Source organism: Dendronalium phyllosphericum CENA369, assembly GCF_016056275.1.
In the GTDB taxonomy this organism is placed as follows: Bacteria; Cyanobacteriota; Cyanobacteriia; order Cyanobacteriales; family Nostocaceae; genus Dendronalium; species Dendronalium phyllosphericum.
The window spans coordinates 1-13676 of record NZ_JAECZA010000290.1; the positions used below are offsets into that span (position 1 = coordinate 1).

Sequence of the window (13676 nt, forward strand, 5' to 3'; positions counted from 1 at the left end):
GGGCATACGCCAGATTGAACGTAGTATTAGTGAGTGTGACCAAGCTACGTCTGAAGTTGTACGTGGATATTGTTTAGCTGTACGTGGTTCCTTGACCAATGATGGTCGTCCACCGCTAGATGCTTCTGGATTAAAATTACAAGAACGTCTAAGTTTAATTGAAGCCAGTCTAGAACGGGTGGCTAAAAAAGGGGCCTACCAAAACCCTTGATCAAGCTCAAACAAATTCTAAACAAAGGGCTTGAACAAACAGCATCTTTATTCACTCCAATTACTGTTGCTTATCACTGGGTTCATCAAGCCGCCGAGATTCTTGACAACGAAACAGGTCTTGATGCAATTGAAGTTAAACGCAGTTTCCAAACTTTGATTGATTTAATGTCACATAAGAAACATGAAGCAGGTACTTGAGAGCCAGGTATTTCTCATTTCTTAAAGATTACTCGTAGTTATTGGTCTGGACTTTTTCATTGTTACGATGTTCAAGGTTTACCTCGAACTAATAATGATCTTGAACAAGCTTTTGGTGTTTTGCGACATCATCAACGTCGTTGTACTGGTCGTCAAGTCGCTTCTTCATCAGTTGTAATTCGAGGCACAGTCCAATTAGCTTCAGCCATTGCTACTGCAATTCATTCTTTTACATCTCAAGATTTAGCACAAGTTTGTGTTCAGACTTGGCAACAATTACACTCTGATTTACGCCAACATCAACTTACTCGTATTGAACAGCTTCGATTCCGTCGTAATCCTCAAGCTTATTTGACAACTCTTGAGAAACTACTTGTCTAGCAAACTTTGCGGTTCTAGTTTTTTTGCGATCGCTCTCATTTTTAGAGAAAACCCCAAGCAAGCGTACTAAGATTCCACTGATTCACTACATCTAAAATGTGGTTCTTCTGCTGCTGCCTTTACTCCTATTTAGGTTAGCAGGAATGTCCTAGACAGTTGTCGTAGAGACGCGATTAATCGCGTCTTCGCGTCTCTACAAAAGTCTCCCCCTGCTCCCTCATCTCCCTCATCTCCCTCATCTCCCTCATCTCCTGCTGTTGCAATATACAAATTAAAAACGCAACAGCTTAACAGAGCGGGAGTTCTTCAGGTGGTGGATAAAACTAAGTATGTTATAATGCTGTGCAGAGTTGAGAAAGCAAGATGTTTTAGAAAAACGCTGCAAATATTGAGACTGAGACGCTTAATTTCTCGCATTTTCAGTAATTCCTTAACAAGGAGTAAAAGCAATGGATACATTGCTGCATAACCCGCTTGCAGATATGTACGGGTCAGACTTTCTATTGGTTTATGGCTTTGTCATCGCCGTCACCGTGGGAACTTGCTGGCAGTTGGTACAAGATCCGACAAAAAATCAGCCTGTGCCTTTGATTTCTGACGAACTAGACCCCTATAAAATTGCTTATTTGCGTTCCCAAGCAACGGGGGTTGCACACGTAGCATTATTTGATTTGCTCGTGCAAGATTATTTGCAAGTCAGCGAACAGTCCATTAGTCAATCGCCAGAGCATCCCGATACATCTCACTTGCAACCAATAGAGCGTCAAGTATTCGATCGATTGTCTTCTACTTCCACAGCTGAAACATCCATTTGGTTAGCAAGCCAGAACGTACAATCATTCTGCAATGTCTACGAAGAAAAATTGCAAAACGAACAACTGCTATATGACTCAAAGTGGCATGAATGGAATATCAAAGTTGGCTTGATTGGAGCGACGATTATTTTCAGTTTGGGCGGCTATAAGCTTCTCATTGCCTTGGGTAAAGGACGTTATAACGTAGGTTTTCTGATTGCAATGGGTGTCATTTCAATTATCTTGCTTCTGTGGCTTGTTGGCAGGCGATCGCATCTCAGTCATTTAGGACAAAGATATCTGCAACAACTTCAAGAAACATTTGCTCAATTGAAATCGAAAGCAAAGTATAGTAGCCCTTCTATCTTTGACTACAACTTGCTAGTAGCACTCTTTGGTGTAGAGGCATTAGCTGGAACCAACTACGATTCTTACCACAAAGCATTCTTTCCTCCCACATATTCTAGAACAAGTAGCAGTTACAGAAGCTCGTCCGGTAGCTCATGTAGTAGTTCTAGCTGTAGTAGTTTTGGTGGTAGTTCCTGTGGAGGCGGTAGTTCCTGTGGTGGTGGCTGCGGTGGCGGTGGTTGCGGTGGCTGTGGAGGTTAAGAATAATGCTGTCAAAACTAGCTGTGCCTTAAAAAGGGTAATGCCAAATCAAAAAATATGCTAGATGAAACTATTTCAAGCTCACAAACACGATCGCCAATACCTAAATTATTCATTAGCGTTCTGGCAATCTTGGTGGTAGTGGCGATCGCTAATATTAAACTAATTGCCAACATGCGCGGCCCTGAATTTTTGCTGTTGTATGGTGCTGTCATCACCATCACTTTGCTAATCAGTGCTTGGCTAATACAAGATCCCACAAAAAACCTACCTGTACCTTTAATTCCCAGCGAACCAGATCCTTACAAAATCGCTTACTTGCGTTCTGAGGAAAGGGGAGTTGCCAATGTAGCGGTGATGGACTTGATACAACACGGTTATTTACAAGCCGAAGAACAGTCCATTAGCAAAACCGCTAATAATCTTGATGTATCTCAACTAACAGCAATACAGCACGAGGTATTTGACTGGGTTGGTGCTTGGCGCACAGCAACAGAAATGCTCCTTGTAGGATCTTTAACTCAATCTTTACAGCCGCACTGCACAGTTTATCAACAACATTTACAAAATGAGCAACTTCTAAATTCCGATGATGAGAAAGCAAGAAGACGGCTGATTGCTTTCATAGGGATGTTGATTATAGTGGGATTGGGTGGCTTCAAGTTGGTAGTAGCTTTAGTAAAAGGACGCTACAATATCGGTTTGCTCATCCTTATGTGCTTTGGGGCGCTATATTTACTGTGGATTATTTGCAAGACACCACCACGTCTGAGCAGTCTGGGAAAACAATACTTGAAGCAACTTGAAGAAACTTTTGCACAGTTAAAGCAGAAGGTAAAAAATGAATTTTCTTCTGAAATTGAGTGCAGGTTGATTGTAGCAATTTTTGGTGTCAGCGCACTGACTGGGACTCCTTACGACTACTACCCAAATCTAGTTTTACCTGTAATTATAAACAATCGTTGGGTTAGTAGTTCCAGTGGCGGTTGTAGCAGCGGTAGTTCTTGTAGTGGCGGTAGTAGTAGTTCCTGTGGTGGCGGTAGTTCTTGCGGTGGTGGCTGTGGCGGTGGTTGCGGCGGCTGTGGTGGAGGTTAAGAATAATGTTTTCTCATCTTCCGACTTTAGGCGTGGGGCTGGGTTTTCGGGAACCCTTCAAAAGCGATTTATTTCTCAACCGCCAACAAGTTGACTTTCTAGAAATTGTTGCCGAACACTACCTAGATGCACCCGTGCAAAAACAGCAGGAATTAGAACTGCTTGCTGCTCATTTCTCGATAATTCCCCATGCCATCAATTTGTCGCTAGGTAGTGCTGAAGGTTTGGATACGGACTATTTGGGCAAACTAGCAGCACTCATTAAGCAACTTAACCCGCCTTGGTGGAGCGAACATATCTGCTTTACCAAAGCAGGTGGAGTCGATATCGGGCATTTATCGCCGCTACCTTATACAAAGGAAGCCGTGGAAGTACTTTGTCGCAACATTGCCGAAGTCCGTCGCTGGGTTGATGTGCCACTGATTTTAGAAAATATCACTTATATGGTGACGCTTCCAGGTGCTGAGATGACAGAAGCACAATTTTTAACGGAAGTCGTAGAACGTGCTGATTGTGGACTGCTGTTAGATGTGACAAATCTCCACACTAACGCTGTCAACTATGGCTATGATGTTCGTGCTTTTTTAGCGCAATTACCTAAGGAACGCATCGTACAACTGCATTTTGTGGGCGGACATTGGCATGACGGTATATTGATTGACAGCCATTCCCAGTCAACACCTTTAGAGGTATGGGAACTTATAGATGAAGTTGTAGACTGTGCCTCAGTCAAAGGCATTGTGCTGGAACGAGATGAAAACTTACCGCCCTTTGGAGAATTGGCTGGCGAACTGCAAAAAGCAAGAGAAATTGGTAGGAGTCACGGAAGATGGGGTTAGCACAAACCCAGCAAGTTTTAGCCCAACTTTACACCAATACTGAATTAAGAGAGCGTTTTTTTGCTAACCCCCAGGCTATTGGTGCAGAGTTAGGACTGAGTTGTGACGAAGCACAGCAATTGGCGCAAGTTTCGCTACGAGAAGTTAGCATTTTCGCCAATTCTCTCAAGTGGAAGCGTCTGGGAGAAGTACGGGAATTGCTGCCACGTACTGCAAAAGTATTGGGTAAAAATTTTACAGCCTTATTTTGGCAATATGCCGAAAGTTACTTACCAAAAGGAATTAAAAAACACAGAGAAGATGCGATCGCTTTTTCTAACTTCATCATCAAAGTGTCTCAAGCAGAAAGTCTTAGCCCAACTTGGGTAAGCGATTTGGTACGCTACGAACAAACATGGCTGTTAGCTTATGAACCCAGTAGTCGCTTTTCTGTGTGCTTTTTTCGTTACCCCGTTAACAAACTAGGAACTTCAGAAACAATAAATCCCCTACCTACGATCGCAATTTGGTGGCGTTTTTCGGCGCGATCGCAACTGTATCATATCGTGCGATCGCTACCTGTGCAAAGCAACAAAAGCAAGACAATTGACGACTGATTCTTGTACAGACGCGATTAATCGCGTCTCTACGACAACTGACTACTTAAAATCAATCATGGTTTGTCGGTAAGCATTTGGCATTCCTGTATCAAAACACTTACCCTTCACCAGATATCCTGTCATTCCCTCTGCTTGTCGCAAATTATCCAGACAAGATGTTAATTGAAATTCACCGCGTTCTCGAAAGTCTTTATTGATGTTTTCTGCTAAAAAATCAAAGATTTTCGGCGTGAGTACATACAAACCAAACATACATAAAAACTCATTCTCTGGCATTCCTTCTACATGTAAATGCTGGCGTGCATAATCAACGCTGGGTTTTTCGTAGAGTTGCGTTACTGTCAAAATCGAGTTGCATTGCCATACTCCTTTTACACAACCAGCTTTATGAAGCATTGTTTCTGGCATAATTGTTAAGCTAACAACGCTTCGATTACCTTGTTCGTAAACATCCAGAATTTGACGAGAACAAGATATTTCAGTATCAGATTTGTAAACATGATCCCCCAGCATCAGAAGAAATGGCTCATTTTGTACCCATTCTCTAGCACAAAATACCGCATGGCCATAACCTTCTTGTTCTTCTTGCGTTAAAATTACGATTTTGCTACCCAAATCTTGCAAATATTGGCTGTATTCTTGATTTTGAGGCGAAAGTTTGGGAAAAAGTCCTCTTGATGGTGGATTTTTAAATAAATCTGCAAAAATTCCTACATCATCTGGCTGCACTACAATTCCAACTTCTGCAATTCCAGCATTAATTGCCTCTTCAACAATTGCTAGAATTACAGGTTTTGCTCTGCCATCGCGATCGATAATTGGGAAAAGTTCTTTTTTAACAACTTTAGTAGCTGGAAACAAACGAGTGCCAAAACCAGCAGCCGGAATCACAGCTTTTCTAACTTTATCTTTGTGCATAAATATTTAGTTGTAAACTGGGTGCGCTAAAACTTGCGTTATTGCCTTTAACAATACCTCTGGTTCAACGGGCTTAACCAAGTGCAGCTGATAGCCGGCTGCAAGTGCCTGTTTTTGGTTCATCTCTCCAGCATAAGCAGTTAGTGCGATCGCTGGAATCTGTCCTCCTTGTTCTTGGGGCATAGCACGAATTAGACGCATCAGCATGTAACCATCTATTCCTGACATCCCAATATCACTTAATAGCAAATCAGTTTTGGATTTGGCGATGACTTCCAAGGCTTCTCCTGCGGATGCCACAGCAGTTACAACTGCACCAAATTGCTTGAGCATGATAGAAAGAAATTCACCTGTATCTCTATCATCATCTACAACTAAAACGCACAGACCTTCTAAACTTCGGTAGTTCTGCTGTTTTACGCTATTTTTAGTAGTTTCAGGTAGATTATGCATCAAGGGCAATCTAACTGTAAATGTTGCTCCCCTTCCTTCTCCAGCACTTTCTGCTTTTACTACTCCGCTATGCAATTCAACCAGATGACGAGTAATAGCCAGTCCTAATCCCAATCCACCAAATTGCCGAGTGATTGTGCCATCTGCTTGGCGAAAATAATCAAATACATAAGGAAGAAATTCGGCGCTAATACCTTGTCCTGTATCTTGAATCTGAATTTCGGCAAAGTTGTCAACGCCTACTAGTCGCACTTTTACTCGCCCTCCTGATGGAGTGAACTTAACTGCGTTGGAAAGCAGGTTCCATAAAATTTGCTGTAGACGAGCTGCATCTGCTGAAACCATTCCGATATTTGGCTCTAATAAAGTTTGAATTTGAATGTTTTTTGCTTCCACTGCTAAATGCACAGTTTCTATTGCATATTCAATAGTTTTAACTAAATTAACAGGCTGGATATTTAAGACCAATTTTCCTTGCTGAAGCCGAGAGACATCCAACAAATCTTCAACTAATTTAATTTGTAATTTAGCATTTCGCTCGATGGTTTCTAACCCCCGCATCAGCGTTTCTCCTTCTAACTTGCGGCTCCTCAGTAGCGTTACCCAACCCAAAATAGGATTCAACGGAGTGCGTAATTCATGAGAGAGGACTGCTAGGAATCGATCCTTGAATTGATTGGCATTTTCGGCTTCACTGCGTGCAGCTTGCTCTCTAGCTAGGAGATTTTCTCGCTCGACTTCTGCCTGCTTTCGTTCGGTGATATTTCTAAAAAAGATCCCAAGACCATCTTCATAAGGGTAGGCGTGAATTTCCAACCACATATTGTAATGTTCGTACAATGCCTCAAAATGGACAGGTATTTCCTCAATCAGCGATCTACAATATTCCCGCTCGAACTTTGTACCCTTAGTGGTAGGCCATTGCTCCCAATAGTTTTTAGTAATGAGGTTTTCTGGTGTTACTCCTTTAATTTTTGCTGCCTGTCTATTTACATAAGTAATTTGCCAATCTCGATTAACAGCAATAAATGCATCAGTCATGCTTTCAAGAATATTGCCCAACCGACAGCGTAGAACTTGTTCGCGTTTAAGTAATTCATCTTTGTCTTGATTCGATTCTTGAAGACGAGCATTGGTTTCTATTAGTGAATTATTCAAAGTAGAGAGTTTTTCTGATAGTTCTGCACGGGCTTGATATTCTCCCCCTCGTATCCTTTCAACAGCTAATGCTACTTGAATGCGCGATCTTTCTGTAATTGCAACTCCCACTAGCAAGCTGACAGCACACTGCACTAATAGACTTAGCTTGTGAACGTACAACACTTCTGGTTGTACGGGAAAAGAAGGCAACAACAGACTGTGGGGGTAAGTAACTAAATAGGAACACAATGTTACCAGTACGCAGAAGCTAGAAATTAACATACCACTCGTGACCCCAAAGCGAGTTGCAGCCCACATCACAGGAATAAAGCCCAAAAATGAAAACTGTTGGAACTTAAAACCTGACTGACCAGTTTCCGAAACGGTGAGAATTGCTGTGGCTACACAAAGGAGTAGTATCGTGCTAATCTCCATAAACAAACAACGGGTTAGCTGGAAGCTGACAGAATTTGATGAATCTAAGGCTTCTGAATTGGTTAGCCAACCCCAAGATTGCAAGTACGGAGTTAATATTAATAGAGCAGTAGGAGTAATTGCCATTACTCCGATAGCATTGCCTAACCACCACTGAGAGATGTATTGAATCAGGTTGGAAGCCGACATTTGGCCTACTGCTACCCAAGCTAAACAACCAAATATTGCTAAGGTAGTACAGGCTGCTAAAGGTACACTGAAGGTAAAAAGAGCGGCATCTTTGAGGTTATTAAGTGTTAACGAACCTTGACAGAGACGACGATAGAGTAACCAAGCAATTAAAGGTTCGATGACATCGGTTAAAGCAACTACTCGATGCCAACCATGCAACCCCCAAAACGATGACATTAGTAACGATGCAATCCCTGTTAGGAAAATACCATAGGGGCCAAACCAGAATGTGAGAGAGATCGCAATTCCTGATGGCGGAAACCATAAAGATACTCCCGGCTGAATTCGGTAGATAAGTGCCATCCCGTGAGCTAGGATTAGGGCTATTAACCCCACTAGTAAAATAATTAGCCATCTACGCATGGGTGCAATTGTAGTAGATTCCGATCTGCCTTGAATAATTACAGAGTAATGATGAGGCAGTAAAGGGATGTATAAGAATATCTGTCTTTTTCCCTATACCTTTGAACTTTTATCGTCTTCCTCAGTTCCCAAATCTCGCTCAATAGTTAGGTTTACAACACGGGCTTCTCAAATAGTACCAACGCCAGAAAAAAATCCATGACAAAAATTGATATCCAAGTGGTGACAACAGCTTTAGTTGCTGATTCTCCTACTTCTTTTGCTCCTCCTTTAGTAGTTAGTCCCCAACTACAACCAATGACAGCAACCATAACTCCAAACAAAAATCCTTTTAACAGAATAATAGATAAATCTGATGGTTCTAAAAAACTTCTGACTGATTCTAAAAATACCTCTGGAGCGATTTGGTAAAACTTGGCTGCGGCAAAAGCTCCCCCAATAATGCCCACAACTAAGGCAAAAATCATCATTATAGGCATCATTAAAGAGCAAGCAATGACCCTAGGAACTACCAAATAATCAATCGGATCGGTTTTAAGCATATGAAGTGCATCAATTTGCTCTGTGACTCTCATCGCTCCGATTTCTGCTGCAAAAGCAGAACCGACTTGTCCTGCAATAATACTAGCGGTCAAAATTGGAGCTAATTCTTTACAATAAGCTAAAGCAAAGGCACCTCCCACAGTACTGACAGCACCAAATCTCACTAATTCTCTAGCTGTTTGAATGGTAAAAATCATACCTGCAAAAACATTCACCAAAAGGACTGGAGAAATAGAAGCTGGTCCAGTAGTTACCATATGTTCCAAAATCTTTCGGTAGTAAGTTTTTCCTTGAATAAAACGTAGCCAGACTTGACCGAACAGTAGTATTGCGGCAAAGCAGCGTACTATCCACAATTGCTCTAAATTTCCTTTTGGTTGCAATTTTATCGCCCTTGGGACTGACTGTTTTGCACTTACTTTATTTAGGTTACGGTACACCTTAAAGATTTCCCTTGAATTAAAACAGCTTTTTAGCAGAAATCGCATTAAGTTAGTGAGATTTAGTAAAAAATTATTGATTATTCTCTTACTTTTTTTGCTGCTTTTACCATAAGTATTACACTAAAATAAAGAGTATAATAAAAAACATATTTTATTTAAGGATTAACATCTAGTGTTCTGAGAATTTTTGATTGAGTGCAGTCAGACTAGGGCGATCGTCAGGATTATATTGTTAAATAATCGTGGGGATTCTTTCACTAAAATTGGGAATGACACTAAATTTAAGTACAGTTTTGCAATAATTTATAACAACATATTACTCATGTAATTAGACGAAAAGGGATGTAATACCAAATAAGGACTTAATTACAATTTACTAGTGCTTTGCGCTTTCCGTACTCTTACGGTGAAGCAAGCTATGCGTAGCGCTGACACCAAAAAAAGGTATTACTAATTACAAATTATCATGATGATAGATAAAATTCTTCAACAACAAATTGAGTATTATCGTGCTAGAGCAAATGAATATGATGAGTGGTTCTATAGAGTAGGAAGATACGATCGCGGCGAAGAAAACAACCAGCGGTGGTTTAACGAAATTGCTATTGTCAAAGATGCATTACATAAAATTGGAGCAGTAGATGATATTTTAGAGTTAGCAAGCGGTACGGGTATTTGGACACAGGAACTTTTAGGTATTGGCAAGAAAATTACTGCCATCGATGCCAGTGAAGAAGTAATCGCAATTAATCGTTCTAAGTTAGATTCACCGAGTGTTGCATATTACATATTTGATTTATTTACGTGGCAACCTGATGCTGAATATGATTTGGTATTTTTTGCTTTTTGGCTTTCTCATGTGCCGCCAAATTTACTCAATGCATTTTTGACTAAAGTCAATCAATCTGTTAGAGTAGGCGGGCAAATATTTATGATTGACTCTCGCTTTGAACCTACATCTACAGCGAATAATCATATTCTTGAAAATGATGGAAATATCTATAAAAACCGGAAATTAAATGATGGGCAAGAATTTCGCATTGTCAAAATTTTTTATCAGCCTGACGAACTTCAAGAAAAGCTGAAGCAAGCAGGGTTTCAAGCTGAAATCAAGATGACAGATAATTATTTAATATATGCATATGGAATAAAGGTTTAAATAGAGTTAATTAGAACATATAACTATATAAAAACTCTTAAAATCCTGTTGATTAGCAGGCAAGAAAAATACAAGAGCTACCTAACAGTAAGTTTGCAATGCAAATTCTTAAAGTACTAACCAGAGTTTATCTTAATCCAGCAGACTTAGATGATGCGATCGCTTTCTATGAAAACCTCTTCACAGAAAAATGTTGGTTATGGTTTCAATATTCAGAAATGGAGTTGGAATTTGCTGGTGTAGGTTCTATTCTTTTAATTGCCGGTTCGGCTGAGGTACTTTCTCCATTTAAGAGTACACAGGCAACATTTCTCGTTGATTCACTCAATGAGTTCCGGGAAGAATTGGCTTTGCAAGGTGCAGTAATTCTGGCGGAACCAAACAAAGTTCCCACTGGTGCTAATATGCGAGCAATGCATCCTGATGGAACAATTATTGAATACGTTGAGTTTGCTTAATTTCTCAAAATGGTATTTTTCCTATTAGCTTTTACTCCACGCATACACAGGTATGTGAAATGAAAACAAATCAATTAAAAATTTTGCATTTTTAATTTTAATTTTATATGCTCTCTTTGTGTAGCTCGATCGACATTAGACTTCTTGTAGAAGTCGGGAAAAGGGAAGGGGAAAGGGGGAAAGGTTTATTATTTTCCCTTTACTCAATAAAGATGAGTCCCTTTGACCACAAGAATGCAAAAATAACTTTTGCTCATAGGTCTATTTATGCATTGGTACTATTAACGAGTTTCTCTCCTTTCAACATCCGCACAGCGGCTTCGAGTAGAGCCTCCTCAAGATAGGGCTTAGTAAAGTAGCCGCTAGCACCGAGTTGAATTGCCATTTGTCTGTGTTTATCCGCACCCCGTGAGGTGAGCATAGCGATGGGTAAGTGGTTGAGGTTGCCATCTTTCTGAATGCGGGAGAGCAACTCCAGACCATCACAGCGCGGCATTTCGATATCACAGAACACAATATCGCAAGGTAGACCAGAGCGGAGTTTATCCCAAGCTTCCTGACCGTCTCGCGCTTGTTCAACGCGATAACCTGCCTTGTTAAATGTCAGCGAGAGCAATTCTCGGACTGTAATCGAGTCATCAACAATCAACACTGTGGGATCGATCTTCACCGCTGGAGTTTCTGGAACATTAGGAATTCCTTTTTGCTGCCAAGGACTGCCACCATTGTGCTTAGTAATCCGTCCTTGGAAGATATCAATAATCTCCAGCACATCAGCAATTGGCATAATTCGACCATCACCAAGGACTGTTGCACCAGCTACACCAATGGGTTTAGGTGCTGGCCCTTCAAATTGCTTAATGACAATTTCTTGTTCGCTCAGTACTTGGTCAATTTGTAGGGCAATCAAAGTATTTCCCGATCGCACTACCACAACAGAAATCATGTCATCATCTCGATTACCGCCATAAACGCCGCCCCGACTAATATGACGATTGAAAGTTAAAAGGTCTTTCAAAGGTCGGAAAGGTAGCACAGTATCGCGCCAAGAGATAAATGATTGCCCATCGGCACTATTTTGAATATTTTTGACATGTATATCTAATGTATCTTCTACGCCGTCCATCGGGAATGCCACTCTAGCTTTATCGGAGACGCAGCACAGAGCCTTACAAATACTTAAAGTCAATGGCAGACGAATTGTGAAGGTAGTTCCCTTACCTAGGGCGGAATCTGTATTAACTGTGCCGCGAATTTCGCTAATCTCAGAGCGGACTACATCCATTCCAACACCACGACCGGAAATTTCATCGGCTTTATCTTTGATACTAAAACCAGACTGGAACAGCAAATCGTAAACTTCCATACGCGAAATGGTTTTTGCTTGTTCTGCTGTAATCATGCCCATCTTCAGTGCCTTAGACCTGACCTTGTCTGTATCAATACCAGCGCCGTCATCACCCACGGAAATCACGGTTTGATTGCCTTGGTGGAAAGCACGGATGGCGATCGTTCCCACGGGTGCTTTTCTACCTGCTTGCCGTACCTCTGGTGTTTCAATGCCGTGAGCGATCGCATTGTTGAGCATATGAGTCAGCGGATCGGTAAGATGATCCAAAATCATCTTGTCAATTAAGGTGTCTCCGCCTTCAATAATTAACTCCACTTGTTTGCCATATTTAATGGCGTTGTCCCGTACTCCTCGCCGCAAGCGATCGATAGCTTGAGAAAAAGGAACCATTCGCGCGCGTGTCAATCCTTCTTGTAGCTGGGTTGTTACTTGGCGGAACTGCCTAGCGACTCGTTCTGTTTCTTCAGTCACAAAGTCGATGTCACTAGCCGACTCCCGCACTCGGACAATCAGTTCAATCATTTCCTGGGACAGTGTATGGAAAGGAGTAAAGCGATCCATTTCTAATTCGCTAAAACCCCTATCTGTATCTAAATCCGCAACTGGAATAGTTTCTTGAGTTTTGCGAGTGGCTAATAAAGAAGCTTCTAGTAGCGATCGCTCGTACAACTCCTGCATCCTTGCACCCACATCTGAGAGTTGTTGCACTTGAATCAGCAAGTTATCTAATGATTGTCGCAGCCGTTCGTGATCCTGCTCTAAGGTGTTACGATTGACTACCAACTCCCCAACTAAATTACTCATATCGTCCAGTTGCTTGACTGGCACTTTCATCGTTTCTTCAAATCTGGCAGTGCGGCGAGTAGAGGGACGGGGAATTTTGCCTGTATTCTGTTTTGTGGATGCTGAGTGGGATATGGTTTGATCTGCTTCTGCTAGAAGTTTCTCTAGATCGCTAAATTCATCTCCTATTGCTGGTGATGAAACAGCATCACTGTCAGTGTGAGTTGTAGCAGCTGGTCTGAATTGTGGTGCATGGGTAGAAGAAGTTTGATTGTTAGCGACTACTGCCACTTCCTCTTCGTTGTCTGTACTCAATAATGCTTCTAGGGCAGCAAAATCTTCTTGTATAAAGCGATCGCTAGTGCTTTGTGGTATTTCTTCTTCTAGTAATGCTTCTAAATCAGCAAATTCATCTTCCTCATTTGCTAGGGCAGGCTCAGATATTTCGCTGATGTCTAACGTCAACTCGGACAAATCTAATGTTTCTGCTAATACATCTAGAGTGTTGGGGAAATTATTAGTAGTAACTAATTTTTCTGAGGTTGCTGCTGATGCGTCGTTTTCAAAGCCAAATAATTCATCAACTAAACTCAGTTCTGCTATTTCGGAAATCGGAGCGATCGCTTCTTGGCTACCATTAATGTTAAATTCTTGAACAGTAGTTGCTACTG

At 41.3% G+C, this 13676-nt stretch carries 12 protein-coding genes and 1 pseudogene; 9 read left to right on the plus strand and 4 right to left on the minus strand.

Annotation, left to right across the window (positions count from 1 at the left end):
- The 7 genes and pseudogenes from I8752_RS32730 to I8752_RS32760 form a co-directional block, all read left to right on the plus strand.
- A pseudogene (locus I8752_RS32730) lies at positions 1 to 211 on the plus strand (ISNCY family transposase); the annotation flags it as partial.
- Complete coding sequence (locus tag I8752_RS32735) at positions 208 to 411, plus strand: hypothetical protein (protein WP_214436341.1); 204 nt, start codon at positions 208 to 210, stop codon at positions 409 to 411. The pseudogene I8752_RS32730 and the gene I8752_RS32735, both read left to right, overlap by 4 nt.
- 120 nt (positions 412 to 531) lie before the next feature.
- The gene (locus tag I8752_RS32740) at positions 532 to 792 is read left to right on the plus strand and encodes a hypothetical protein (RefSeq protein ID WP_214436342.1); all 261 of its coding nucleotides are present in this window, start codon (positions 532 to 534) and stop codon (positions 790 to 792) included.
- A gap of 449 nt (positions 793 to 1241) precedes the next feature.
- The gene (locus I8752_RS32745; protein ID WP_214436343.1) at positions 1242 to 2195 is read left to right on the plus strand and encodes a TIGR04222 domain-containing membrane protein; all 954 of its coding nucleotides are present in this window, start codon (positions 1242 to 1244) and stop codon (positions 2193 to 2195) included.
- A 57-nt stretch (positions 2196 to 2252) separates the two neighbouring features.
- Positions 2253 to 3290 carry a TIGR04222 domain-containing membrane protein gene (locus I8752_RS32750; RefSeq protein ID WP_214436344.1) on the plus strand — a complete coding sequence of 346 codons (1038 nt, stop codon included), beginning with the start codon at positions 2253 to 2255 and terminating at the stop codon, positions 3288 to 3290.
- A 5-nt stretch (positions 3291 to 3295) separates the two neighbouring features.
- Positions 3296 to 4129: a DUF692 domain-containing protein gene (locus I8752_RS32755; RefSeq protein WP_214436345.1), complete on the plus strand. Its 834-nt coding sequence runs from the start codon at positions 3296 to 3298 to the stop codon at positions 4127 to 4129.
- A complete protein-coding gene (locus tag I8752_RS32760; protein ID WP_214436346.1) occupies positions 4120 to 4725 on the plus strand; it encodes a hypothetical protein in 606 nt (201 codons plus the stop codon). Before I8752_RS32755 ends, I8752_RS32760 begins: the two co-directional genes overlap by 10 nt.
- Positions 4726 to 4767: 42 nt before the next feature.
- On the opposite strand, the gene I8752_RS32765 is transcribed toward I8752_RS32760, so the two are convergent.
- From I8752_RS32765 to I8752_RS32775, 3 genes are all read right to left on the minus strand, one after another.
- Complete coding sequence (locus I8752_RS32765) at positions 4768 to 5646, minus strand: sugar phosphate nucleotidyltransferase (RefSeq protein WP_214436347.1); 879 nt, start codon at positions 5644 to 5646, stop codon at positions 4768 to 4770.
- A 6-nt stretch (positions 5647 to 5652) separates the two neighbouring features.
- Positions 5653 to 8268, minus strand: coding sequence for an MASE1 domain-containing protein (locus I8752_RS32770; RefSeq protein ID WP_214436348.1), 2616 nt, complete (start codon positions 8266 to 8268; stop codon positions 5653 to 5655).
- A gap of 152 nt (positions 8269 to 8420) precedes the next feature.
- Positions 8421 to 9194 carry an MlaE family lipid ABC transporter permease subunit gene (locus tag I8752_RS32775; protein ID WP_214436349.1) on the minus strand — a complete coding sequence of 258 codons (774 nt, stop codon included), beginning with the start codon at positions 9192 to 9194 and terminating at the stop codon, positions 8421 to 8423.
- A 526-nt stretch (positions 9195 to 9720) separates the two neighbouring features.
- Between I8752_RS32775 and I8752_RS32780 the strand changes: the two genes are divergently transcribed.
- Entirely contained in the window at positions 9721 to 10413 is a 693-nt protein-coding gene (locus tag I8752_RS32780; protein ID WP_225896051.1) for a class I SAM-dependent methyltransferase, read from the plus strand.
- A gap of 98 nt (positions 10414 to 10511) precedes the next feature.
- A complete protein-coding gene (locus tag I8752_RS32785) occupies positions 10512 to 10871 on the plus strand; it encodes a VOC family protein (protein ID WP_214436350.1) in 360 nt (119 codons plus the stop codon).
- Between the two features lie 265 nt (positions 10872 to 11136).
- On the opposite strand, the gene I8752_RS32790 is transcribed toward I8752_RS32785, so the two are convergent.
- Positions 11137 to 13676 (minus strand): hybrid sensor histidine kinase/response regulator (locus tag I8752_RS32790; protein ID WP_225896052.1); only part of this gene is annotated, 2540 nt, incomplete at its 5' end.